Source organism: Corynebacterium sp. MSK012, assembly GCF_030232435.1.
Classification (GTDB): domain Bacteria; phylum Actinomycetota; class Actinomycetes; order Mycobacteriales; family Mycobacteriaceae; genus Corynebacterium; species Corynebacterium jeikeium_D.
Window position 1 is genome coordinate 122,421 of record NZ_JASPJU010000001.1, and the last position, 24,297, is coordinate 146,717.

A 24,297-nucleotide genomic window follows, 5' to 3' on the forward strand; every position below is an offset into this window, starting at 1 on the left:
GCCTTCTCGTGGTTAGCAAATGTTCTTTTTTACAGCAGCCAGCAGTTTCGGCACCGAAGATTTTTTATCTAACAGTTCGATAAAGCCGGGTCGAAAGCGGGACTATTTTCCGGTTAGTTCGCCACTGCCTCCAGATTAAGTGTCCAGCGCTAGTTGTCCAGCACGTCGTGAACAACGATGGTCTGGTCACGACCCGGGCCAACACCGATGTAAGAAATGCGAGCGCCGGAGAGCTCCTCCAGGCGGTTCAGGTAATCCTTGGCCTTGTCCGGCAGCTCATCGAAGGTGCGGCAGCCAGTGATGTCTTCGTCCCACGCAGGCATGGTCTCGTAAATCGGGACAGCGTGGTGGAACTCCGACTGGGTGAGTGGCATTTCGTCGTGGCGCACGCCATCAACGTCGTAAGCGACACAAATCGGAATCTCGCCGATACCGGTCAGGACGTCCAGCTTGGTGATGAACAGATCCGTGAAACCGTTGACGCGCGCGGCGTAGCGAGCCAGCACCGAGTCGTACCAACCACAGCGGCGCTTACGGCCGGTGTTGACCCCGACCTCACCGCCGGTGGTCTGCAGGTACTCACCCCACTTGTCGAACAGCTCCGTCGGGAACGGGCCAGCACCGACGCGGGTGGTGTAGGCCTTCATGATGCCCAGCACCGAAGTGATCTTCGTCGGGCCGATACCGGTGCCCACGCAAGCACCACCAGCGGTTGGGTTCGAGGAGGTCACGAACGGGTAGGTGCCGTGGTCGACGTCGAGCATGGTGGCCTGGCCGCCCTCCATGAGGACGTGCTTGCCGGCATCCAAAGCCTGATTGAGCTCAAACTCCGAGTCGATAATCATCGGACGCAGGCGGTCGGCGAAGCCCATGAAGTAATCAAAGACCTCATCCGGATCGATGGCGCGACGGTTGTACAGCTTGACCAGAATCTGGTTCTTCTGAGCCAGCGAAGACTCAATCTTCTGGCGCAGAATCGACTCATCCAGAATGTCCTGGACACGCAAGCCCGTACGGCCGACCTTGTCGGCGTACGTCGGGCCAATACCGCGGCCAGTGGTGCCGATAGCGCGCTTACCCAGGAAGCGCTCGGTCACCCGGTCCAGCGTCTGGTGGTACGGAGCAACCATGTGGGCATTGCCGGAAACGCGCAGGCGGGAGGCCTTTGCACCGCGAGCTTCAAGGCCATCAATCTCGTCGAAAAGCGCCTCGAGGTTGACCACACAGCCATTACCGATAATCGGCACAGCGTTTTCCGACAGCACACCCGCCGGAAGCAGCTTCAGCTCGTACTTCTCACCGCCGACGACAACGGTGTGGCCGGCGTTATTGCCACCGTTGGGCTTGACGACGTAGTCAACGCGGCCACCGAGAATATCGGTTGCCTTGCCCTTGCCCTCGTCGCCCCACTGGGCACCGACGATAATGATTGCGGCCATAGTCCTACTTCAACTCCTGGGATTGCAGACGACGCATTAGAGTGTAGTCCTATGCGTATTGTTGTGCTGCAGTGTGGCCCCGATGTACCCGCGTTTTCCCAATTGCTCCGCCAATCATGGTCTATATCAGCACCGTCCGCACCATCAGCACCAGCTACTCCGGCACTACCCGCCTATGCGCTTCACGACGTCGCGATGATCCCCGCCCGCAAGGAGCTGGCTTTCATCGACGACCTGGCCAAGGACGTACTGCCTATCGATACAGCACCGACGCCGGAGGAAATCTCCAAGCAGAAAAAGGTCGACCACTTAGGCGTTCCGCAACCCGCTCCGCAAAAGCCGAGCGAGCCGTTGCGAATTGTGGTCGTTGGCACCGACGCGGCACTGGCTGCCGTGGCAACCTACCTGATGCGCAAGAACCTCCTGTGGATTGAACTGGCACATGTCCCCACCGCCCCCTCGACCGCGGCCAAAAACTGGGGCATCGAAGGAGGAGAAGGACTCGATGCGACGGCCGCGCTCACACGCCCGACGATGCCAGTGCCACTGATCCGCGATGACACCGGGCACGCAATTGTTGGTTACGCCCTACTGACAGAGCCAGGAATTACCGGAGTGTCCTCGGAAAACGGGTTTACTGGCGAGGTCTATGTCGACGAGCATCAGATGTTCTCCGGCACATCCACCGGCCTGCAGATTCGCCCTACCCCCGACGCCCCGGGCATCGTTGCGGCCGAAGTTCCGGCGCCGGACGCGGAAGTCGGTAACGAGGATGGAGGCAACAAAGGCCTGCTGAGCCGACTCGGATTGGGTCGCGGTGGCCGTCGTAAAGCGAAAGAAGCCCCGTCCCGCGAGCTGCACCGCCCGATGACGGGTCGGGCAGTTCAAGTTGGTGGCCTGAGCTTCCGTTACGTACGCGATGGCGTAGAGTCGCGAAAGCCGCGCGAGAAAACAACTCTGTACCGACACCTCCGCGACTTGCAGATTGTGCACTAACTGCGTCGGGGGGGGGCAATAGCCACGGTCTGTCTGCGAGAAAGTGGCCTGCATGAAAGTGGCCTGCGCGATAGTTCGAGTACAGATAACATTTGAATGTTAAAGCCACTTCCTCGATAGGACAGCATCATGACTGACAACACCCCACGGTTACGCGCTGGCGACCAAGCCCGCCACACTGCGCTGGAACGCTTGGAATGGGCATTCCGCGATGGCCAGATTGACTTTGCGGAGCTGCAGGAGCGCACCGAGAAAGCCCAAAAGGCAACGTACATTGATGAGTTGCCCGCATTGACACAGGACTTGTCGCTGCCCGCGAACCTGGCCGAGCCGACTCCACATACGCGCCCAAACCCTAACCTGCGCCCGAACCTGCACAGCGTCCCGGACGAGCACCATTCAGTGGCACCGAATGCAGCCAACGATCATCAGCCAGCTCGGATTGATAGCTCCGCCACGGCAACCGGTTCGAAGCTCTCCATCGGCATCTTTGGCGGCACCGACAAGAGAGGCCCTTGGACGTGCGCTCCCACGCACACCACGGTGGCGGCCTTCGGCGGGACTGGCTTGGATTTCCGCGAGGCCATCCTGACCGCGGAAACCACTGTCGTCAACATTGGCTGCGCCTTCGGTGGAGTCGACGTCATTGTCCCCGACCACTACCAGGTTGATGTCGACGTGCTTCCCATCTTTGGCGGCACGGATGTTACTGGAAAACCGGGACGCAACCTACCCGCTCCTGGCGCCGGACAGGCTCCGAAGATTATTGTGCGCGGCTTTGTCGCTTTCGGTGGCGTCGAGGTCAAGCGCGTACCGCAGTAGAGCAGGTTGCAGTAGCACAGGCAGTAGAGCGTACCGCAGTAACCGACTGACGCCTAGCGAGCCGCTACTCGCCCACTCCTCACCGGCTACTCGTCCCATACCTCCGGCGGCATTGCTGGGAACGGCGTCGTCGGCGGCAGCGTTGCCACAGCTGAACGTCTGGACAGGCCACACACCTGCAACAGGTCCACCACCAATGAGCGGGACTGCGCAAACACGACCTGCTCCGATAGCGTTGCGTCCTCGATGACGCGCGGGTGCATTTTCGCTGCTAGACGACGCAAGTACCGAACCACGTCTTCAAGCTTGACCTCTCCGGATCCCTCGGAAAGCTGGGCGATAGCGATGTCGCCGGATTCGAAAGGCAACTCGCCCCACTCTGGGATTCGGCGCACGGCGGCTTCGTCGTCAAGCACATGACTGACCAGGCGCGTGCCTTCAGATACGCCGAGAACAAGCCCACACAGTTCGGGCGAAAAGTCGATGTGGTCCTCGCGGGCTGTGATAGCGCGACGCGCGAGCACACGGATGTTGCGCATGGCGTTGTCGACAGGATGAACCATGCGTGACAGCGAGTGGATTCGATCCCGGGAGCGCCAGAGCAACGGGGAGATGCGGACCTGCTCGCCCGCGTCGGCAACGGTGCGGTCCATCAGCGAGACCTGCGCCTGCATGGAGCGCACGACGCTCAGTGCGGTGCGGATGCGATCGGTGTCGCCCTCTTTCATGCCGATGCCGATGTCATAAAGTACGTCTGCACCCATGTCGAGGACCTTGGCCACCTTGCGGCGAGCACCCGCCAGCGGGCTTCGCGGCAATACCATGAGCACAATAATGCCCACCACACCACCGACGAGAGCATCAATCATTCGGTAATAAGAACCAGCGGTGCCCGGCGGAATAATGGTGGCGATGAGCACGGCTGAAGATGCCGCTTGGTTCACCACAAGCGGGCCTCGACCGACAAACACGCCGATGATCATGGCGACAAACACACCGACGGTCAGCTGCCAAATACCCGAGCCGAGGATGGAGATAATCACATCACCAATGCCGACTCCCAGCGAGGCACCGAGCACCAACTCAACAGAGTGCTTCAGGCGAGGACCTGCGGTCATCACATTGAGGCTGATGAAAGCGGCCATCGGCGCGAAGAACGGGTTGGGGTGCCCCAGTACCTCAAGCGCGAACCAGTAGGCCAACCCGGCGGCTAGCGTGGCCTGGACAATAAGCATCCAGCGGGAGCGCACACGGGCAACGGCATGGAGGAAACGCGTGCGGGGCCTCACTTTCTGACGCAGCTTGTTTGCTGCGCGGGAGGCCGGATGTAGGTACGTATTGCGAAAATCTTGGAAATCCGGGCGCGGATTATCCTCGACGAATTGCGTTTCCTTAGCTTCGACGAGATCGCCGACATGCGCGGGAGCAATGTCCTCAAGATCCCTGGCAGCTGCGGCATCCTTATCTTCCCCACCAGCGATGCCAGCCATGCCGAAGTCACCATCCTCATATGAAAAACTGTGCACTTTTTATGTACCCGATGTGCTGTTGTGCACTTTTATGCGCTCGCTGAATCTCTGTGCACGATTAAAGACCCAACTCTGGCAGCGCGGATTCATCACTGTCACGCAGCAACGCCATCATGCGACCGAATTCATCATCCTCGCCGATAGCCTTAGCAGCCTTAGCCAACGCCGCGAAGGCGCGGAGCACACCACGATTGGGCTCGTGCTCCCATGGAATCGCTCCGAACCCCTTCCAGCCGTTTCCGCGCAGCAGGTCCAGACCGCGGTGGTAACCAGTGCGGGCGAAGGCATAGGCCTGAATCTCCTGACCTTCGGACAAGGCACTTTCAGCCAAGTCTGCCCACGCCTGGGAATCGCGCGGGCATGCGCGAACCACGGCCTCCGGGCTTGCGCCACCGTTGCGGGCAGCAACGGCCTCGTCAAGAACGGGGAGCTTCACGGGAGCAGGAGCCATCATGTCATTGAGTTTCATGCGTCCTATTGTGCCAGGCATGACGTGCCGATGGCAGGATCTAGGCATGCGACTCTCTGTTGGTAAGGGGCGGGCACAGCGTGGTGGTACAAAGTCGGCAAGCGCCAGATGACGACGAACTAGCGTTCCCCGACTACTCCGGGCAGCTCGGCTTCGTCGAATCCAACGACTCACCATTTTCCAGCTTGGTCGCAACAAAATCGGCCACTCGGGCACATGCTTCCATCAGCATCCAACCCGACAGCTGGACAGAGAGGTCACGCTCCTTAATCGCCGAACCGCGAACCGCGCCACCGACTGATTGCGCAACCGAACCGCCCTGTGGGAACTGAGCATTGTCGTTCCAATCTGCGGGGAAAAGCGGCAGGCCATCGACCTCGAGGCGGTGGTACCAGCACTTTTCCCCCGACGCCAGAACCAGTCGGCGAGCAATGCGGGCTGCCGCGCGATTCATGCGATTGTCTCCAGGCAAACGCACCGCCGCATCGGCGAGGTATCGCACGAGGATGCCGTTGAACAGACCACCATCGCCGCCACCGGCACCGGCGATGACATTGTCGGTGGTCGCCAAATCCTTTGCCACCGCGTGGATGAGGTTTTGCACGCGCGTGAAATACTTCGTCGCCTGTTCCCGCTGGCCGTGCGCCCGAAGCGCAAGTCCCACTTCAAGGCAAGCGCCAATCATGACACCCTGGTTGTACGTAAACATGCCCTTCTGCACCACGGCACCTGCCATGGACAAGCGAATGCCGTCGTAGAGCAGACCTGAGTCCGCCAAAAGGTTGGCGTAAACCCAGTCGATAAGTTCCTCTGCCTCCTTGATACGACCAGCCCGGGCCAGAGCGATGGCTGCAGGACCGTTCGAGGGGACGTTGAAAAAGAGGTCCTGCTCACGCCACGGCAGCACACCCGTGGACTCCTGCCGACCATCGCCCAAGCATGAAATCAGCCGCGCTGTCGTCTTCTTGGGCACCGATGCGCCGAGGACAGCGTCGGCACGCCCGAGCGCCAGTGCCATCCACGCGCGATCGTCGTAGTACTTGTTCTTGGTCAGCAGCGTGAGGTTGCGAATGCGGATACCCCGAGTGGTCTGGCGGATAGCGCGGTACTTCTCCTTAGAGGGCACGCGCTTGGCTGCGTCTACCAGACAGTCGAGATACTGCGCCTGCCACCAGTAATGCCAGTTGATGAAGACCTTGTGTCGCAGCGGCGCGGGCCAGGAAGCCATTGCCAGATTCGTGCCCGGAAGACCCCACAGCTTCGCCGCATGACGGTTGCGAATCGCCTGCTCAGCCACGTCCGCGCGATAGGCCCACGTTTCGGCCTCCGGACGCGACATTTTTAGAACCACTGGCTCTCCTTAAAACGGCTGTGAAACAGCTCTAAAACAGCCTTTCGAAAATAAAACACCTAAGCAGACAATTACCAGGCCGCGGTGATGTCTGCATGAGTACGAATCCAAGAGTGCATGGCAATACCCGCCGCTACCCCCGCATTTATCGAACGCGTCGATCCAAATTGGGCAATCGACACCGTCAGGTCCGCCGCCTGCTGTGCTTCTTCAGTCACTCCCGGCCCCTCCTGGCCGAAGAGCAAAAGACAACGCTCGGGCAACTCAACGGTTTCGATGGGTACGGAGCCCGGCACGTTGTCCACGGCCACCACAGCCAGGTCATGCTCGCGCGCCCAGCTAATGACCTCCGACACCGTCTCGTGGTGCAGCAAGTGCTGGTAGCGGTCAGTCACCATTGCGCCGCGACGATTCCAACGCTTGCGCCCCACGATGTGCACGGCCTCTACCAGGAAGGCATTTGCGGTGCGTACCACGGTGCCGATGTTGGAGTCATTCTCAAAATTCTCGATGGCGATGTGCAACGGATGACGACGCTTATCCAGCTCCGCGACGATAGCCTCCATCGTCCAGTAGCGGTAAGCATCGACGACGTTGCGTCGGTCGCCCTCATCCAAAAGCTGCTCATCGTATTCTGGGCCGGTCCGCCGAGGTTCGTTCGGGTGCTCCTGCTCCCACGGCCCCACCCCGACACGAGCCTCAAACCACTCCGTCGGCCCCTTCCCGGGCTCAGGCGCGATCAAGAGCCAACAGCCCCTCGACCAGGAACAACTGCGCCACGGTGTAGGTGTCCATCACTGCAGCATTCAGAAGCTTGCCGACGACGCCCTCCTCCGCAAACATCTTTCGAGCCATCAGTAGCGTGTCGGAGATAAGGAACAGGTTGCCACCGTGACCTAGGCCGTAGGTGGCATCGGCAATCGGCAGGCCGGTCTGCTCATCAGTTCCGACAGCACCGGCCCCCTCCAGCAGTACCGGGTCATCGGCCAGTGCAGAAGTCACGGCCAGCAGCGGACCGTAGCCAACTGCAGCGGGCAGCGCCTCTGGCTTTACAGCACCGACCAGCGGTACCGAACCAGCCCACAGTGGGAAGCGAATGGCAGCACGCAGCGCGCTAATGCGAGCTCCGGCACGCCACAGCAGCACGTGGTAGGCAACCTGGTTAACTGCGAACGGCACAGAACCGCGGTTCAGGTTCGGCTTGTTCGGCATGAGAATCAAGTCGCCCAACCAACCGCCGGCGAGGCCGATGAGCAGGGTGGTCGTCGTAAAGCGAGACGTCTCGTGGCGACGGCGCCAAACATTGGCCGCCAACAGTGGCATGAGGACAGTCTTGGAAACTCGACGTGGAGTCTCCCAGCCGAAGGCGCTGGAGACAACGTTGACCGCACTGGCGGCAATGTAGCCGGCGCGTTCCGGGGCACGGCGGGTGTCGGAGCTCGCGCTGGCGATACCGACGAGTGCGCCGAGGCCCTCGCCCGTGCGACGCACAAACATGTCAGCGACGGTTTCCTTGGTGCCGGGAAGTTTGGTCGTAGTGAGCTTGGACAAGAGTCCTGCACGCTTGGTAGTCATGGGGATGTTCCTCTTTCGTGGGACTGCGTTGGGGCGGGTGAGCTGGGTGAGGCTCGGCGAGGCTCAGTGAGTTGAGTGAGGCTCGGTAAAAGCTCTAGCGCTCAGATTCTTAGGCCAGGCCCAAGTCATCCAAACCGAGCAGGTAACGGTACTCCAGGCCTTCACCCTTGATGACCTCGTCGGCGCCCGTCGCGCGGTCAACCACAGTGGCTACACCGACAACCTCGGCACCGGCCTCGCGTAGGGCAGCTACGGCGGTCAGCGGTGAGTTGCCCGTCGTGGTGGTGTCCTCAACAACCAGGACCTTCTTGCCCACAATGTCCGGCCCTTCAATGCGGCGCTGCATGCCGTGCTTCTTGGCTTCCTTGCGTACTACGAAGGCATCAATCGGACGTCCTTCGGCGTGCATGACAGAGGTGGCCACCGGGTCCGCGCCAAGCGTCAGACCACCGACGTGCGCGTAGTCCCAGTCGGAAGTGAGCTCTCGTAGCAGGGAACCAATCAGGCGCGAGGCCTCATGATGTAGGGTGGCGCGGCGCAGGTCAACGTAGTAGTCAGCCTCACGTCCAGACGACAGCGTGACCTTGCCATGGACAACCGCCAGCTCCTTGACCAGCTCGGCCAAACGCTGCAGCTTCTCCTGATTGACATTGCTCGTGTGGGTGCTCATCTGAGGTTGTCTCCTAAATAAACGACTGTGTGCTCAAGGATATGTCTGGTTCTACTCGTCCGCGGAATCAGGGGTTGCGCCTTTGTCCTCGGATACAGATTCGGTGGGGTCGTCGCTGCTGTCGAGGTCTGGGGCGGCGTCGGTAAAAATACTGGCGGGCTTCACATTTGATCGCACTACACGTCCCCGACTCGAGCGCATCCGGCTATGTTCGGGATCCTCGCCAAGCGCAGGAATCTGCTGGCCAGAATCCCCAATGTCCTCCGACTCACCAACATTTGCACCCATCTTTCGTGCCGTTGACCGCGAAGGCAGCGCCGTCGGATCAAGCGGTATATCCCGCGTAGGGCGCCACGACGAGCCGTCAATCGCCTGCACCACCGTGGGTTGTGCATTGCTTTGCGACGACCACTGCGAATCATCCGTGGTTGCATCCACGGTGGCAGCGGACGAGGACGAAGGAGAATCTGCGTAAACAATTTCCTCAACGTCCAGCGGCTCTTCGCCCTTGCTATTCTGCGCGCTGTGACTCTGGGCATGCCCGTTCTGTGAGCTGTGATTCTGCGATTCATGGTTAGCAGAACCGTTGCGACGCTGGTCTGGTACCGCGTGCAAGTGCCCACGCCCGGTTCCATCCGAGATCAAGGAACCAGAGTCAACGGACTGCTCGGTGAGCTGCAAACGAGTGGGATCCCACTGATTAGCGTCCGGAGCGACGGTTTCACCTTCCGCCGGTGGCAACCTGCGCGCAATGTCGGAGAAGTCCGACAGCGATGCCAGTGCACCGTCCCAGTCCTCTGGCACTGAATTATCAATCAACTGAGCCAAGGACCAGGAGTTTTCGGACCACATGCGGGTAATGGCCGGGTGCACGTCGGCAAGCATGCGGGTTGCACGGTCGTCGAAGATGCGATGAATGAGCTCTGGGTCGGTAGCTGCGACTACCAGGCCGGCTTCGGTGGCTACGTGAGGCAGCGTCGTGCCGCCGCTGCGGCGCAGCTCGAAAACCTCATCGCTGGATACAGAGCGGCGGATAGCGATGGTGGTGATGCCACCGACATCGGCGAGGTGCATTTCCCGGCCAAAGGCGAAACCGGAGACCACGGCCTTGGCATCGCCGTCCGGCGTGCGCTGCCAGTACGACGGCAGCTCATGGTCCACACGGTTGTAGACAGAATTACGTTCCTGCGCCCAGGCCTTCCGCAAGTGACGCACCCGGCGACCACTGATACGTCGACGGACAGGAGCCACTGACTTCTGCTGGGCGCGCTGCGGTTGCGCGGGCTGGGTGGGCTCAGTGTGCGGGGTGGCCTGGGTGGCCTGGGTGTGCGCCGCAAAATCGGATGATTGCGGCACTTCGCCGGTCTCGGTATTTTCGACCGACGCAGCCTGGAATTCTGTACCGTCAACAGTTCCAGTGCGAGCGTCAGCAGCGGTGGTGCTGTTGGCCTCTGTGGCACTGGTGTCGCCCACTAAACCTGTCTCGGGCTCATCCGCGGTATCGGTATCTTCAGCAGTCACTGACTCGGCTGGCTCCGCGCCAGCCCCTGTGCCAAACTCCGCGCCAGACTCCGCGTTACTTCGGAGAGTCCCGTCCGTTCCCGCATTCAGGTCAGCTGCTGGTCCCGATGTTTCGGAAGCTCCCGTGTTTTCTGTTGCTTCGGACATTTCAGCAGGGGCCGCCGGTTCGATTCCCGCGACAGATTCAGGCTCCGCCGGCATCATTTGCCCAGCTGAAGTACCCAGTTCTATCGTCGAAAACTCAGTTTCAGGGTCAACTTCAGCGGCACCATCAGTCTCAGCGGCAACCTCAGAGTGAGAGTCAGCATCAGCTGCGATATTCGGTCTCACCACAGAAGCTGTCTCGGAGCTTCCTTGCTCTGAAGAATCCGGCAGTTCGGGCACAACATCTTCTGCCGCCACACCGGTTACTTCGCCGGTGGAGTCCGAAGGCTCGTCGTAAAGCGATGGCGACGAAGGAGACGCCACAGCAGTCTCACTTGTGCTGCGACGGCGGCGGTCGACAACGAACAGCGCGACTGCGGCGATGATGAGGATCGCTGCGAGGGTGAATACTAGGGGAATCATTAATCTCCTAGCTTAAGCCAGAAGCCGTTCTATTTGGTCAGCGACAATATGCCGTCCCCCGTCTGGCGCAATGCCAATGCCCGAGGCGAGAGCGTACAGGACTCTCTAGAACCGTAAGGGCGAGGGGAAATATCCACATGGACGACACATCAGGGGTTCCCTGGGGGCGGTCGCCCTGCCCCGGGACACATGCGAGTCCGGCGCCGCTTAGAAACGGACGATAGGCAGGCTCGGATTGCCAGCCCACTGGGACCAGCCTCCGACATACAGCGAGGCGTCAGTAATGCCCGCTTCTTCCATGGCCTGAATGAACAGTGAGGAATGAAGACCGGAACCGGAGTAGACCGCTACGTTACGACCGGCTTCGATACCGACGGAGGCAAAGCGCTCACGGAGCTTCTCAACAGGCAGGAAGGAACCGTCGGCATTTTGCAGACTGCGAGCCGCCAGGTTCACGGCACCCGGGATGTGACCTGCCTGCAGATCGACGCGCTCACTGCGGCCTTCAAAGCGGCTGGACTCACGCGCATCCACCAAAATTCCACGTTCAGACCAGGTGCGTACGTCGTCGAGGCTGGCAACAGGCATATTGCCCTCGCTCACCGCAATCGTTCCAGGCTGCGGCAGATTGCCGGGACCGAAGGCAGTCTCGTTTCCATCTGCTTCCCAAGCAGCTAACCCGCCGGTGAGGACACGCACATTCTCCAGACCCGCCCAGCGCAGAATCCACCAAGCACGTGACGCGAACAGCCCATCGCCCGCGTCGTAGACGATCACCAGATGCTCCGAGCGGACTCCCCAACGACGGACGGCATCGCGCACACGCTCGATATCCGGCAGCGGGTTGCGACCAGCTTCTCGGCTGGGAACACCCGCTAGATCCAACTCGGGATCACAAAACACGGCCAGAGGGATGTGAGCCGTAGCGTAGGAGTCATATGGTTTTTTAGCGCGCGACCAGCGTGCGTCAACGACGACGATGCGACCGCCGCCGGCAATCTTGTCACGAAGCTCTTGTACCGAGATGGATGTTGTCATAATCCCGGATTCTAAATCGATTGACTTGGTAGCGCGATATGTACGTTATTAAAACTAGGAGCTCGGGAAGATGTCTGAAGATGCTGCCCACCTGGCCGTTTTCATCTCAAACGCAGGCCATGGAATCGGCCGTGCCACCGCAGAAAAACTGCTTTCCCGCGGCTAAACCGTCGGAGTTGTTGACGTCTCTGCTCGAAAATGTCAGCACTGACGGCACCAAGCGCATGGGTATTCGCATCACACCAGCTGATGTCGCCAACGCAATCGTCGACTGCATCGACCAGAAACAGGACACGATTACTAAGGCTGACTTCCCTGTCAGCCTGCCGACAAAATTGCTGCACTATGCCGCCAGCGTCGGTGCCCCTTTCCTCAACCGCTTCATTAACGCAAAGCTGACTACGAAACGGAAGATCAGCCTCTAAGCCAGGACCCCGCTCCCTACCCGACTACCCACCGGGATCCTGTCCCGTCTCACCATTGCCATCCGCTGTGTCCCCCGCCCGTGTCTCTCGCGCTTTACGACGCAACCAGCGCCCCGGGCTATCGAACGTATCGGGGTCCTCATTGGATTCCGCTTTTCGGTTTCCTTCCTTGCCTTTCGGGGCCACCCAGACCACACGATCAGTAGAGACCGGCTCGCACTCCCCACTAACCCCGTCCCCTTCGTCAGTTCCTAGAATCCCCGGCACCTCATCCGGCCGAAGCGTCCACCAAGCATTTTCATCACATCGAGCATCATCGATCTTTCGATGCGTACCCGGATCAACCAACGTGAGATTATCCAGATCAGTGCCACCACCGGAAGACCACGACTGCACATGGTGAACATCACACATAGCTCCCGGAGTGCCCATGCCCGGCGCGGAGGAACCTCCTTCCTCTCCAAGAAGGGCCAGATACTGTGGCAAAGTCCCCAGCCTGCGGGACCGACCAAAGTACAAGGTCTGCCCCTCATTCCCCAAGACTTGGAGGAACGAATTTCTATCAACCATCTGTTGCACGGCCTGACTAATGGAAAATCGCACTCCCGCATCAGAGACCGCTTTGCCCGATCCAGGAAGTACAAAATCTTTCCCATCAGGCAAGGAGACTCCAGCTAGCGCTGCCACATCTGCGATATGCGCGACGGTGACCACCGATGTCGTCCCCCGCGCCGGCTGAAGGTCACCGCCTGGCTGAAAGCCCCCATTCACCGCCGCTTCCACGGCATCATGAAAACGCTGCTCCGGATTCCGCTGGTCATCGGCACCTTCTTCGAGTAACCCGCCAGGGCGCGCATGATCCGCCTGCAGCCTTTTGAGCACCGCTGCAAACGAAGGCGTAACCACACCGCTCAACCGGCTCATGCCGTCCGGCCCCTGAGCACCGATTTTTAGGCTTCGTTTCCGAGCGCGGTCCTCATCCGTATACGGGTCATCAACCCCCAACATCGCCCGCAGGCGGTTCGGCAATTTATTGAGATCATCAACACGGATCTTGTCCACTAAATCTGCAATGTGCTTGTCCAGCAGCCTAGACAGCTGTGCATGCTCCGTTGCCGGCAGCTCACGAACGGCTTTGTCAATCTTCGAAACAGCATCCGCACCGACAACACCTTCCTCAACTTTCTGACGAAGGTTCGGCATTCGCACATCCTCATTCGCCGGAGCAAACGGATCAACATTCCTACTCAGGCGCCCGACGACATTGATACGCTGCCTCGCTTCTACTCGCGAGATTCGCATCTCCTGCGCTAGCCACGCAATCTTTCGATGCTCCGCGCTGGGCATCCGCCCCTTCATAGTCTCCACATAAGTCGCATCAATTACTGCGAGTCGTTTTCGCGCTTTCTCAATCGACTTATATGCATCGTGCGCATGATCCGGCGAAAGTACTTCGAAGTTCTCCACGATGACTGTCGACAGAGCTTCAAACTGCGCAACCACATCTAAAACCTGAGATGTCGAAAGCGGTCCACTGCCGTTTGGCGCCGATGGTGTAGACATTTCTCCCACCCCCTTTTAAAACGCTAGCAATCCGAATCCCCAAATGGACTAACTAATTTCCCTCCCCCACATTATCGCACACCCATTCGACGCCCCACAACCCCCTCAGTCAACTTTTTCGAACTTTTTTCCGAAATACTGCCGTGCTTCCAGAGCTCGAATACCCCACCATCCGCCCTGAACACCCGACCAACCCGCGCAGCCCCCCCCCAAAAAAAACTGCACGCCGAAAGCCTAAAACCGCACCACCATCACGTCATGGTCCGGGAAGCTCGAGCGTCCCACTAGCTCAAACCCCGCCTTCACATAAGCTTTCGCCGCCCGCGGATTGGCATCATGGACAGCCAGACTAACCCCCGGGTACCCCAGCTCACGCGCATACTCAAGGAGCCCCGCAATCATCGGCTGCGACAGCCTGCGCCCAACAACACCTGGACGCAGCGCAATCGCTACCTCAGGAATCCCATTTTCCACGAAACCGTACCCCGGTCCGTCCTGCGTAAACGTACGCAGCCAGGCCGCCCCCACCGGCACTTCGTAGCTCTCGTGCTCTTCACTTGACGACGAATCCCCGCGCTCCAACCATTCCGCCTTAATGGCGGCCGCACTGTAAGTAGCCTCGCGAGAAACCCTCGGTTCAAATGGATCAGTGCGGGTCATGTCGCTACTGAGCGACTCGAGGTCAGCGTCGTCAAGCGAAGTGGCGAAAAGGATAACCCCGCCCTGACTCGCGTCCCACTGGTCGACGTATTGACGCCTCGTGACTACATAATCTTCCGGCAGTGGCTGACTTTCATCTCCGAACGTTTCCGTTAGTTCGTCCATCCAGGCAATGAAGGGGAGGTCGGAGTCTGTCGCTGGTCGCCACTGAAAGTTAGTCATATTTGCGCACTATACCGGCGCACTCCAGACTGACCGGAATGCAACAAGCCCACGCGATCGGCCGCAAGGGACATAAGCCCGGACAACAAAAGCACAAAAAAAGGGGCAGTTCAGGAGAAAAATCTCCCAAACCGCCCCAACAAACGGACAGCCTGCTGAACAGGTATCGCCCTGAGGATTGGGCGCCCTAGACCCGGGCTACGCCGTCCTCGCCATAGCCGACAACCTTCAGCGACTCCCCATCGTCAGCAACCGTAACCTCTACTCGGTCACCATCGCGAACATCGCCCGCGAGCAGTCGACGTGCCAGCTCATCGCCGATTGCCTTCTGCACCAGGCGACGCAGCGGACGGGCACCATAGGCCGGGTCGTAGCCGCGCTCCGACAGCCAATCCAGTGCCCCATCGGAGACATCCAGCACCAGACGACGTGCAGCCAGACGCTCCGCCAGGTTGCGAACCTGAATGTCCACAATGCCGCGCAGCTGCTCGGAGGTCAGCGGATCGAAGATCACTACATCGTCGAGACGGTTGATGAACTCCGGCTTGAAGGCCATCTTGACCGCATCCATGATCTGTTCATGCGTACCACCAGCACCGAGGTTGGAGGTGAGAATCAGAATCGTGTTTCGGAAGTCCACGGTTCGACCCTGACCATCAGTCAGGCGCCCCTCATCGAGCACCTGCAGGAGCACATCGAACACGTCCGGGTGAGCCTTCTCAACCTCGTCGAAAAGCACGACGGTGTACGGACGGCGACGAACAGCCTCGGTGAGCTGACCGCCAGCGTCGTAGCCGACGTATCCGGGAGGGGCACCAATCAGACGAGCGACAGAGTGCTTCTCGCCGTACTCGGACATATCGATGCGAACCATCGCACGCTCATCGTCGAAGAGGAACTCCGCCAGCGCCTTGGCCAGCTCCGTCTTACCAACGCCAGTTGGACCGAGGAACAGGAAGGAACCAGTCGGACGGTTCGGATCGGCAACACCCGCACGCGAACGGCGGACAGCATCGGAGACAGCCTCCACAGCGGCATTCTGACCAACGACGCGACGGCCGAGGTTGCGCTCCATTTCCAGTAGCTTCTCGGTTTCGCCCTGCATCATCTTGCCAGCCGGGATACCCGTCCAGGCGGAGACAACCTCAGCGACTTCCTGAGGCGTGACCTCCTCCTTGAGCATGGAGTTTTCCTCTGCGTCAGCGACCGATTCCTCGGCGGTCTCCAGCTTCTTCTCCAACTCAGGAATGCGCCCGTAACGCAGCTCTGCGACGCGCCCGTAGTCACCTTCGCGCTCAGCCTTTTCGGACTCAGTGCGCAGGGCATCGAGCTCTTCGCGAACGGAGCGAACATCATCAATCGAGGACTTCTCGTTCTGCCAGCGAGTCTTCAGAGCGTTGAGCTTCTCACGCTCATCTGCAAGTTCCTCACGGAGCTTGTCCAGACGCTCCTTCGACGCGATGTCAGTTTCCTTCTCCAGGGCCATTTCCTCGATTTCGAGGCGGCGCACAATACGTTCCGCGGAGTCGATTTCCTCCGGCGAGGAGTCAATCTCCATACGCAAACGCGATGCGGCCTCATCCACCAGGTCGATAGCCTTATCCGGCAGGAAGCGGGATGTGATGTAGCGATCCGACAGCGTTGCTGCCGCGACTAGCGCGGAGTCCTGGATACGAACACCGTGGTGGACCTCGTAGCGTTCCTTCAGGCCACGCAGAATGCCAATGGCGTCCTCAACGCTCGGCTCACCGACAAAGACCTGCTGGAAACGACGCTCCAGCGCAGCATCCTTCTCGATGTACTTGCGGTACTCATCCAGAGTCGTCGCACCGACCAGGCGCAACTCACCACGAGCCAGCATCGGCTTAATCATATTGCCCGCATCCATCGAGCCATCACCTGTGGCACCAGCGCCAACGATGGTGTGAATCTCGTCAATGAAGGTAATAATCTGACCGTCGGATTCCTTAATCTCGTCCAGAACCGCCTTCAGGCGCTCCTCGAACTCACCGCGGTACTTCGCACCGGCGACCATGGAACCTAGATCCAGGCTCATCAGCGTCTTGCCCTTCAGGGATTCCGGCACGTCACCTGCAACAATGCGGCGTGCGAGCCCTTCTACAATGGCCGTCTTACCAACGCCCGGCTCACCAATGAGCACAGGGTTGTTCTTGGTGCGACGACTTAGGACCTGAACCACGCGACGAATCTCCGCATCGCGGCCAATAACTGGGTCAATCTTGCCCTCACGTGCCCGCGCGGTTAAGTCCGTCGCATACTTTTCCAGAGCCTGGTACTGCTCTTCTGGATTTTCCGTTGTAACCTTCCTCGATCCACGCACGCTAGTCAGCGCGCCCTTTAATGCCTCGGCAGTAGCGCCCGCCGACTGCAGCACAGTTGCCGCCTCCGACTGGCCAGTTGCTACACCGATAAGCAGAATTTCCGTGGAGACATACTCGTCTCCAAGCTCGCCCGCCAGCTCCTCGGCAGCGTTCAGTGCATTAACGGCATCCCTATTAAACTGCGGGTTCGCCATATTCGCCCCGCTTGCCGACGGGTACCCCGCGACCAGCTCCTTAGCGCGGGTCAAAACCCCGGAAGGATTAACACCCGCTGCCTCAAGCAGCGGAGCCGCAATACCCTCCTTTTGCTCCAGCAGCGCTACCAGAATGTGCCCAGGCCGAATATCCGGGTTACCCGCACTGGTCGCGGCCTTCATAGCTTCCTGGAGAACTTCTCCAGTCTTAGTTGTTGGTGTAAAACTCATAACTTGCGCCCCTTTGACTCAACTTTGTCATTCACTACCCATAACGTATTTAGCCTTGAGTCTGTTCCACTCAACTTCAAATTTTACAATTTCATACTGTGATTCACGCCACATCCACAGCGAAAAGGATTGCGCTCGGCAGCGTCGTTAAGCGCAGTAGCGCACCGGAAAGCACTAGAAAACATTGGAGAGCTCCAGAAACCACGCGCGGACGCACTCCAATACACCGTCCGACGCCCTCACCAGCGCACTCCCGCCTGCTTCGACTTCCCCCATGTGAGTGATGGGCGGGCAGCGCACTCATACTGTTTTGGTTACCCTGGTAGATGACATTCCTTCATTCTCACGAAAGGACTCGAATGAACATCGAGCAGGCACGTCAGATGACTGAGGGCAAGGGCTTCATCGCCGCTCTCGACCAGTCCGGTGGATCCACCCCGAAGGCTCTGCGCCTGTACGGCATCAACGAGGATCAGTACTCGAACGAAGATGAAATGTTCGACCTGGTTCACGAGATGCGTACCCGCATCATCACTTCCCCGTCCTTCAACTCTGAGCAGATTATTGGCGCGATTCTCTTCGAGCAGACCATGGATCGCGACATTGAGGGAATCCCGACCGCTCAGTACCTGTGGGAAAAGAAGGGCATTGTCCCGTTCCTGAAGACTGACAAGGGTCTCGCCGACAAGGAGAACGGCGTTCAGCTTATGAAGCCGTGCCCGGGTCTGGATGAGCTGCTGGAGCGCGGTGTCGCTAAGGGCATCTTCGGCACCAAGATGCGTTCCTTCATTGCTGAGGCAAACGAAGAGGGCATCAAGGCCAACATTGCTCAGCAGTTCGAGTTCGGCAAGCAGGTTCTGTCCCACGGTCTGGTTCCGATTCTGGAGCCGGAGGTCGACATCAACGCTGCTGACAAGGCAGAGGCTGAGGACATTGTCCTGCGCGAGCTGCTCGCCGGCCTGGATGACCTGGCTGATGACCAGAAGGTCATGATCAAGGTTTCCATCCCCACCAAGGATGACCTGTACAAGCCACTGATTGAGCACCCGAAGGTCATGCGCGTCGTTGCCCTGTCCGGTGGCTACGAGCGCGAGGACGCCAACGAGCGCCTGTCCCGCAACCACGGCATGATTGCTTCCTTCTCCCGTGCACTGTCTGAGGGCCTGTCTGCTCAGCAGTCCGACGAAGACTTCAACGCAACCATGGCTGAGTCCGTCAAGGGCATCTACGAGGCTTCGATTTCCTAATCGTCCGCTGTGCATTTGCGCTTCGCTGTGCATCTGCGCTTGTGGGCGCCTCTAGGTAGCCGCTAGCGCAACTAAAAACTCCCGCACCAGGTTTTCTTGGTGCGGGAGTTTTTTTTAATCGCGCCCCTGGTAGTCAAATACCGGCAGCGACCAGCCACGCCACAGCGCCGCTAGTCGAATGAACAGCGCCGACAGTACAGCGCAGATAATGTTGATGCTCTCGTGCAGGCCAACCATGTCGAGCACGTAGTAAAGCGTCGCCGCGACGACTGCGATGGAGGCATAGAGCTCCTTTTGGAACACCAGTGGGACGCGGTCACACATCAGGTCGCGGAGCACACCTCCAAACGCACCGGTAAGAACGGCGCCGACAATAGCGATGATGACACCGTGCCCCATCTCCATGGCCACGCGGGCACCGATGATGGAAAACGCCGACAAACCGATCGCGTCAGCGACCAAGAACACGACTCGGAAGTGCTTCATCAGGAAGTCGGCCAACAGCACCGTGATCAGTGCGGCACCGACGATAACCAGCAAATATTGTGGGCTTGCAACCCACACCAACGGATAGTGGCCGAGAATGACATCTCGCAGGGTGCCACCGCCGATGGCAGTCATGCACGCAATTGTTGAAACCCCAAAGAGATCCATGCGCATTCGACCGGCCGCTAGTGCGCCGGTGACGCCTTCGGCCGTAATTCCAATGACCCAGAGGATGTGGAGCAGCATGATAAGAAATATAAAGGACTTCGCCCGAATCGGTAGAACTGTCGGCTAAATACCCGCTGTCTTCGCTCCCCCACTCCTGCTTTCAGCTCGGCTCGGCCCTCTTCATTGCTTCCCAGCTAGCCCTGATCGCGAATCTCCAGCACCGGAATCGAGCGGCGAATCCGCTCCACCTCCGCCACATCCGCATCAGCCACGAGTAGCTGCGGACCGTAGCCCGCCGATGCAATAACCCCGCCGTCCGCATTGACCAGCATGGAGTGCCCCGCACCGGTAGGCCCCTCATCCTTACCCGCGGCCTTAGCCCCACCAGGCCGCGCCGCATCAACGGCCGCGATCACGCAAGTGCTGTCCAAGGCACGTGCCGAGACCAGAGTCTGCCACTGCGTCACCTTGCCCGGACCATCATTCCACGATGCAGGCAGCGCGATGACCTCCGCGCCCAGGATGGCCAGTTGAATGAATTGCTCCGGAAACCTGATGTCAAAGCATGTCGCAAGGCCGAGGGCGACCGACGATCCGTCGGCAAGCGGGACATCACACACCACGTGCGCGTTGCCCGGCGCGACGGTATCGGATTCGCGAAACCCGAAAGCGTCGAAGAGGTGGAGCTTGTCGTAGAACTCGACACCGGGGCCGTCCTCATCACGCCAAGCCAGGAGCAGCGAATTGAAGACGCGGTGCATCGTCTTACCGTCGCGCTCCACTTCATCTGCCGGGCGGAACATGCCGACTACCACGCTGATTCCGGCATCGTGAGCGGCCTGCGAGACCTCTGCTACAAACTTATCGCTGCTGGACTCCGCCACCACGTCAAGACGACCGGAATTGAACGCCTTCATCGTGGCCTCGGGGAAGACTACCAAATCGGCATTTTCCTGTACCGCCCGCGCGATGGTCTCCTTCACTGCGTCTAGATTTTCTTCAACCGATGCTGACAATTCTAACTGAGCCAGTGCAATACGCATGCCTAAATGCTACCGACTACCCCGGATTGACTGTCCTGAAGTTATCCACAGGACGTCGCCGTGCGTTGCTATCGCTCAGAGTTATCCACAGTTCGCTGAAGATGCTCTTCCGCTGCCTTTCGCCACCCAGCAGAATCAAAAACATGGCCGAACACATCACAGTCAATCCAGCTCAACTATCCGCCTTAAGCCGTTCCTACCAGCAGATTTCCACTCGTATTGATGGTCTTTCCACCATCGTCGCAGCTGCCCCGGGAAGCGCCGAGCTCACCTCTGCCCTGCCCGGCTCACGGATCGTCCCCGCTGCCTCCACTACTTGTGGGAAGTGGTCGGAATCATTGCTTGCTGCGTGCACAAACATCGACGTTATTGCGCAGGCTGCCGATGCCCTCGCTGTCAGCGCTCTCGCGCACGAGCATGACCAGTCCGCCGCCTTGGAAAAGCTGTCATGGTCACGGTAGGCGAAGCGCTGCTGTGGCGTGTGGATTCGCTGGAGACGCTTGCCCGGGCACTGCGTTCCGGGGCGCGCGCCCTCACCGATTCCGCCGACAGTTCCCAGGCCGCACTCAACGCGCTTTCAGAGGATGACTTCGCCGGCGACAATCGCAGCGCCGCCGAGGTTTCTGTCACTCACAGCTCCACGCGTCTGCGCCGGAGCAGCGTCGCGCTCGAACGTCTCGCCGCCTGCTGCAGCGACACCGCCGCCATGCTTAACGACGTCATCCGCGAACTTACCGCCGCGGTAAACCAGGCAACCAACCTGGGGTTTCAGGTGAACCTGGTTTCTGGTGCGGTGACTCCGCCGGAGGGCATGCTGTCTGCGATTGCGCGCAGCCTCGTTCATCCCAAAATTCCTTCCGGGCCTTTCACCATGGCCGAATGGCGTGCAACCTCGCAGCTTCGGATTCAGTCGGCTTTGGCTGAACTCAACCGACTCGATGAGAAGGCGGCGGGCGCAATCTCAGCTCTTTCACCACTGGTGGCAAGCGAAGTTAGCGGCTCGGGTAGATTGCAGCCATCACAGGCTGGCAGTGGTACTGGCAACCCTGCTGACAGAGGGCTTGACGGTGGTTGGGACTTGGAAGTTGGGAGCGGATTGACTGGGGCGTATTCGAGTAGACCGCTATCGGAGATAGACGCTGCCATGTCCGCTCGCGCCCGGGCTTTGGGGCTGCCTCCTGGACAACTATTGGAGTCCTCGCCTGGACATTCTGCGATTGCGTTCGGTGACGTTGAGCGAGCATCGACTGTGATTACTCTCGTCCCCGGCACCAGCTCTAGCGCGGAGGACGCTAGCAGGCAGTTCGAGCGCGTAGCCGCGACCTTCCACGCCGCCGGTGAAGATCCGGAGGATGTGGCGGTGGTGTTGTTTTCCTATGACGCGCCGCCCGACCTCCGTGAGGCCATACGCACCGAGTATCACAATTTTGCCGCTGAGCGCCTGCAGCACTTGCAAGCTGGTTTGATTGAGCGTTCCGGTGGCGTCGATAGTGGTGACACTGCGATCGCCGGTGGCCTTACTAGCCACGGCACGTCTTCTACTCAGCGGCACGTTGTCGCCGGCTATAGCTATGGGGCGACGGTGGTCTCGCAGGCTTCCCTTGGTAGTGGCCTCTACGCGGATAGGGTGCTGCTCATAGCTCCGCCAGGCGTTGGCCCCGGACTGGAGCGCGCAAACGACATGAAACTACTCAAGCCGGACGGCACAGTCCGACCCGAAAATGAGAATAGCCACCGTGTGGCAGTGGCGACGTCCCCGATGGACCCCATTCGTATTCCTGCCGAACTGGGGATTCATGGGAAAAACCCAGCGGATAAGGATTTCGGCGCGTACACACTCAACCTGAGTGAGCATGGCCTGTCCATGCGAGATTTGACCGATTTCATGGTCACTCCCGTGCAGGATATTCCTCAAAAGTATCGGCACGTTCAGGGCAACCCGCACATCGAACACTACTTTGACGACGAAGTTTTCACCCGCGAGACCAACCGGTGGCTAACTGACAGCTGACCGGCGTCTCAGATCGGCGGTTGCGAATCCACGGCCCAAATTAACAAGCCAAAAGAAAACGGACTAACCAGGCGACGCTGGTTAGTCCGTTCACTCAGCCGTGTGGGATTACCTTTCCCCACCGCGGTTGTCTTTGTGCCGGCGTCGTGTGCGCGGCTCCCACATCACCACTGCCGTAGAGCGTGGGACGTGAACCAGTTCGCCTCGCGAACGACGAGCCTGTGCCTTTGCTTGATAGAGCTGCTCTCGCAGTTCTGCATTTTCCTGCTCAAGCGAATCCACCCGCTCAGTCAGGTCGATGATGGCCTTAATACCGGCCAGGTTGACGCCGTCTTCCTGACTCAGACGCTGAATCTCACGCAGCAGCGCCACATCGCGTTTGGTGTAGCGCCGACCTCCGCCGGAGGTTCGCTGCGGAGTTACCAACCCGAGTCGGTCATAATTACGCAGCGTCTGCGCATGCATGCCCGCGAGATTCGCGGCTACGGATATGACATAGACCTCAGTGTTGTCGGACATTATTTCGCACCTGCCCAACCCTCACGAGGATTGAACCCACTGGCACGTTCCGCTTCGACGTAGGAACGCAATGCCGAAGTGGCATTGTCGTCCAAATTGGTCGGCACCTTCACACGCACGGTTACCAACAGGTCACCCGGAGTGCCATTGCGCTTCGGGATTCCTCGACCGCGCACACGCAGTGTTCGGCCATCGGCTGTGCCAGCCGGGACACGCACGCGAATCTTGTCACCCAACGTCGGCACAGTAATAGTGCCGCCGAGCGCGAGCTCGCCGAAGCTCACGGGCACCGTGACCTCAAGGTCGTTGCCGCTGCGGGTGAAGACTTCATCCGGGCGAACATGAACGGTGACAAAGAGGTCACCGGCCGGACGTCCCCGCAGTCCCGCTTCACCTTGGCCAGCAAGACGGACCTTCTGGCCGTCCACCACACCTGCGGGGACGCGAACGGTGATGGTACGACGGCGGGTGGTCACACCGGTGCCGTTACACTGCGAGCAGGGGTTCTCGATGCGAGTGCCCTGACCACCACAGTCCACACACGGACTGGAGAAGCCGAAGGCCCCCTTTTGCTCCTTGACATATCCCGAACCATGACAGGTGGTACACGTCACCGGTGAGGTTCCCGGCGCTGCACCCGAACCATTGCAGTTCGTGCATGGCGACGGGTTGGTGAGCTGCAGCGGGATGGTGACACCTTGGGCGGCCTCGCGGAAATCGAGCGTAATCTCTGTCTCCACATCCGCACCACGGCGGGCCTTCTGCCGCCCGGCAGCACCAGCGCCACCATTGCGGTTTACGAAGCCGCCCAGGAAATCACCTAGGCCACCTGCACCACCAGCATTGCCACCGAATCCGGCACCTCCGCCGAAGAGATCCGACACGTCGAAGTCGAATCCACGTGCACCGGCAGCACCGGCTCCGCCGGCACCTGCGGCACCGGGGAATCGGAAACCACCTGCGAGAGCTGCACGCAGCTCATCGTATTCGCGGCGCTTGTCCTCGTCACCGACCACCGAGTATGCCTCGGAGATTCGCTTGAACTTATCTTCAGCGGCCTTGTTACCCGGGTTCTTATCCGGGTGGTTCTCCCGGGCTAACTTGCGGTAGGCCTTTTTAATCTCGTCGAGTGACGCAGACTTAGAGACGCCCAAGTCAGCGTAATAGTCCTTATCTGCCCATTCCCGTTGAGTCATGGTGCATCTCCTC

Annotated in this window: 22 protein-coding genes; 6 read left to right on the top strand and 16 right to left on the bottom strand. The window is 59.6% G+C overall.

Going from position 1 to position 24,297, the window contains the following annotated elements; translation table 11 throughout:
* Positions 1–149: 149 nt before the first annotated feature.
* Positions 150–1,439: an adenylosuccinate synthase gene (locus QP977_RS00535; RefSeq protein ID WP_016421542.1), complete on the bottom strand. Its 1,290-nt coding sequence runs from the start codon at positions 1,437–1,439 to the stop codon at positions 150–152.
* 51 nt (positions 1,440–1,490) lie between these two features.
* Between QP977_RS00535 and QP977_RS00540 the strand changes: the two genes are divergently transcribed.
* Positions 1,491–2,435: a hypothetical protein gene (locus QP977_RS00540; protein WP_224792239.1), complete on the top strand. Its 945-nt coding sequence runs from the start codon at positions 1,491–1,493 to the stop codon at positions 2,433–2,435.
* Between the two features lie 129 nt (positions 2,436–2,564).
* Positions 2,565–3,257, top strand: coding sequence for a DUF1707 SHOCT-like domain-containing protein (locus QP977_RS00545; RefSeq protein ID WP_070560418.1), 693 nt, complete (start codon positions 2,565–2,567; stop codon positions 3,255–3,257).
* Positions 3,258–3,343: 86 nt separating this feature from the next.
* Here QP977_RS00545 and QP977_RS00550 read toward each other — a convergent pair whose 3' ends face one another.
* The 8 genes from QP977_RS00550 to QP977_RS00585 form a co-directional block, all read right to left on the bottom strand.
* Complete coding sequence (locus QP977_RS00550) at positions 3,344–4,747, bottom strand: FUSC family protein (RefSeq protein WP_070628505.1); 1,404 nt, start codon at positions 4,745–4,747, stop codon at positions 3,344–3,346.
* Between the two features lie 97 nt (positions 4,748–4,844).
* Complete coding sequence (locus QP977_RS00555) at positions 4,845–5,255, bottom strand: DUF3151 domain-containing protein (protein ID WP_038626757.1); 411 nt, start codon at positions 5,253–5,255, stop codon at positions 4,845–4,847.
* Positions 5,256–5,388: 133 nt separating this feature from the next.
* Positions 5,389–6,606 (bottom strand): glycoside hydrolase family 76 protein, encoded by a 1,218-nt coding sequence (locus QP977_RS00560; RefSeq protein WP_005510131.1) that lies wholly within the window; start codon positions 6,604–6,606, stop codon positions 5,389–5,391.
* Positions 6,607–6,677: 71 nt separating this feature from the next.
* The gene (locus tag QP977_RS00565) at positions 6,678–7,349 is read right to left on the bottom strand and encodes a TrmH family RNA methyltransferase (RefSeq protein ID WP_070628461.1); all 672 of its coding nucleotides are present in this window, start codon (positions 7,347–7,349) and stop codon (positions 6,678–6,680) included.
* Positions 7,336–8,181, bottom strand: coding sequence for a lysoplasmalogenase family protein (locus QP977_RS00570; protein ID WP_070628460.1), 846 nt, complete (start codon positions 8,179–8,181; stop codon positions 7,336–7,338). The genes QP977_RS00565 and QP977_RS00570 overlap by 14 nt, the downstream gene beginning before the upstream one ends.
* A 109-nt stretch (positions 8,182–8,290) precedes the next feature.
* The gene (gene pyrE / locus QP977_RS00575) at positions 8,291–8,851 is read right to left on the bottom strand and encodes an orotate phosphoribosyltransferase (RefSeq protein ID WP_070628459.1); all 561 of its coding nucleotides are present in this window, start codon (positions 8,849–8,851) and stop codon (positions 8,291–8,293) included.
* Positions 8,852–8,902: 51 nt separating this feature from the next.
* Positions 8,903–10,939: a TtfA family protein gene (locus QP977_RS00580; RefSeq protein ID WP_284847037.1), complete on the bottom strand. Its 2,037-nt coding sequence runs from the start codon at positions 10,937–10,939 to the stop codon at positions 8,903–8,905.
* A gap of 207 nt (positions 10,940–11,146) precedes the next feature.
* A complete protein-coding gene (locus QP977_RS00585) occupies positions 11,147–11,977 on the bottom strand; it encodes a sulfurtransferase (protein WP_049193768.1) in 831 nt (276 codons plus the stop codon).
* A 179-nt stretch (positions 11,978–12,156) separates the two neighbouring features.
* Here QP977_RS00585 and QP977_RS00590 point away from each other — a divergent pair, with 179 nt between their 5' ends.
* Positions 12,157–12,402 (top strand): SDR family oxidoreductase, encoded by a 246-nt coding sequence (locus tag QP977_RS00590; RefSeq protein ID WP_284847038.1) that lies wholly within the window; start codon positions 12,157–12,159, stop codon positions 12,400–12,402.
* Between the two features lie 24 nt (positions 12,403–12,426).
* Here QP977_RS00590 and QP977_RS00595 read toward each other — a convergent pair whose 3' ends face one another.
* The 3 genes from QP977_RS00595 to clpB all read right to left on the bottom strand — a co-directional run bounded on the left by QP977_RS00595 (position 12,427) and on the right by clpB (position 17,614).
* Complete coding sequence (locus QP977_RS00595) at positions 12,427–13,965, bottom strand: HNH endonuclease signature motif containing protein (RefSeq protein WP_284847039.1); 1,539 nt, start codon at positions 13,963–13,965, stop codon at positions 12,427–12,429.
* A 234-nt stretch (positions 13,966–14,199) separates the two neighbouring features.
* Positions 14,200–14,847: a GNAT family N-acetyltransferase gene (locus QP977_RS00600; protein WP_070605329.1), complete on the bottom strand. Its 648-nt coding sequence runs from the start codon at positions 14,845–14,847 to the stop codon at positions 14,200–14,202.
* A gap of 187 nt (positions 14,848–15,034) precedes the next feature.
* Positions 15,035–17,614, bottom strand: coding sequence for an ATP-dependent chaperone ClpB (clpB, locus tag QP977_RS00605; protein ID WP_049181753.1), 2,580 nt, complete (start codon positions 17,612–17,614; stop codon positions 15,035–15,037).
* Positions 17,615–17,973: 359 nt separating this feature from the next.
* Here clpB and QP977_RS00610 point away from each other — a divergent pair, with 359 nt between their 5' ends.
* Positions 17,974–18,861, top strand: a complete 888-nt coding sequence (locus QP977_RS00610) for a fructose bisphosphate aldolase (protein ID WP_070560409.1) — start codon at positions 17,974–17,976, stop codon at positions 18,859–18,861.
* A 114-nt stretch (positions 18,862–18,975) separates the two neighbouring features.
* Here the strand turns inward: QP977_RS00610 and QP977_RS00615 are convergent, their stop codons facing one another.
* On the bottom strand, positions 18,976–19,593 hold the full coding sequence (locus tag QP977_RS00615; protein WP_038626783.1) for a trimeric intracellular cation channel family protein: 618 nt from the start codon (positions 19,591–19,593) through the stop codon (positions 18,976–18,978).
* A 116-nt stretch (positions 19,594–19,709) separates the two neighbouring features.
* The gene (locus QP977_RS00620) at positions 19,710–20,558 is read right to left on the bottom strand and encodes a nitrilase-related carbon-nitrogen hydrolase (RefSeq protein WP_070560407.1); all 849 of its coding nucleotides are present in this window, start codon (positions 20,556–20,558) and stop codon (positions 19,710–19,712) included.
* Between the two features lie 143 nt (positions 20,559–20,701).
* Here QP977_RS00620 and QP977_RS00625 point away from each other — a divergent pair, with 143 nt between their 5' ends.
* Together QP977_RS00625 and QP977_RS00630 are read left to right on the top strand one after the other, a co-directional pair.
* Positions 20,702–21,019, top strand: a complete 318-nt coding sequence (locus QP977_RS00625; protein ID WP_016421560.1) for a hypothetical protein — start codon at positions 20,702–20,704, stop codon at positions 21,017–21,019.
* The gene (locus QP977_RS00630) at positions 21,007–22,569 is read left to right on the top strand and encodes an alpha/beta hydrolase (protein ID WP_070605323.1); all 1,563 of its coding nucleotides are present in this window, start codon (positions 21,007–21,009) and stop codon (positions 22,567–22,569) included. Before QP977_RS00625 ends, QP977_RS00630 begins: the two co-directional genes overlap by 13 nt.
* A gap of 108 nt (positions 22,570–22,677) precedes the next feature.
* Here QP977_RS00630 and QP977_RS00635 read toward each other — a convergent pair whose 3' ends face one another.
* Positions 22,678–23,088 carry a heat shock protein transcriptional repressor HspR gene (locus QP977_RS00635; protein WP_016421562.1) on the bottom strand — a complete coding sequence of 137 codons (411 nt, stop codon included), beginning with the start codon at positions 23,086–23,088 and terminating at the stop codon, positions 22,678–22,680.
* Positions 23,088–24,284: a molecular chaperone DnaJ gene (dnaJ, locus tag QP977_RS00640; RefSeq protein WP_076773284.1), complete on the bottom strand. Its 1,197-nt coding sequence runs from the start codon at positions 24,282–24,284 to the stop codon at positions 23,088–23,090. Before dnaJ ends, QP977_RS00635 begins: the two co-directional genes overlap by 1 nt.
* Positions 24,285–24,297: the final 13 nt, after the last annotated feature.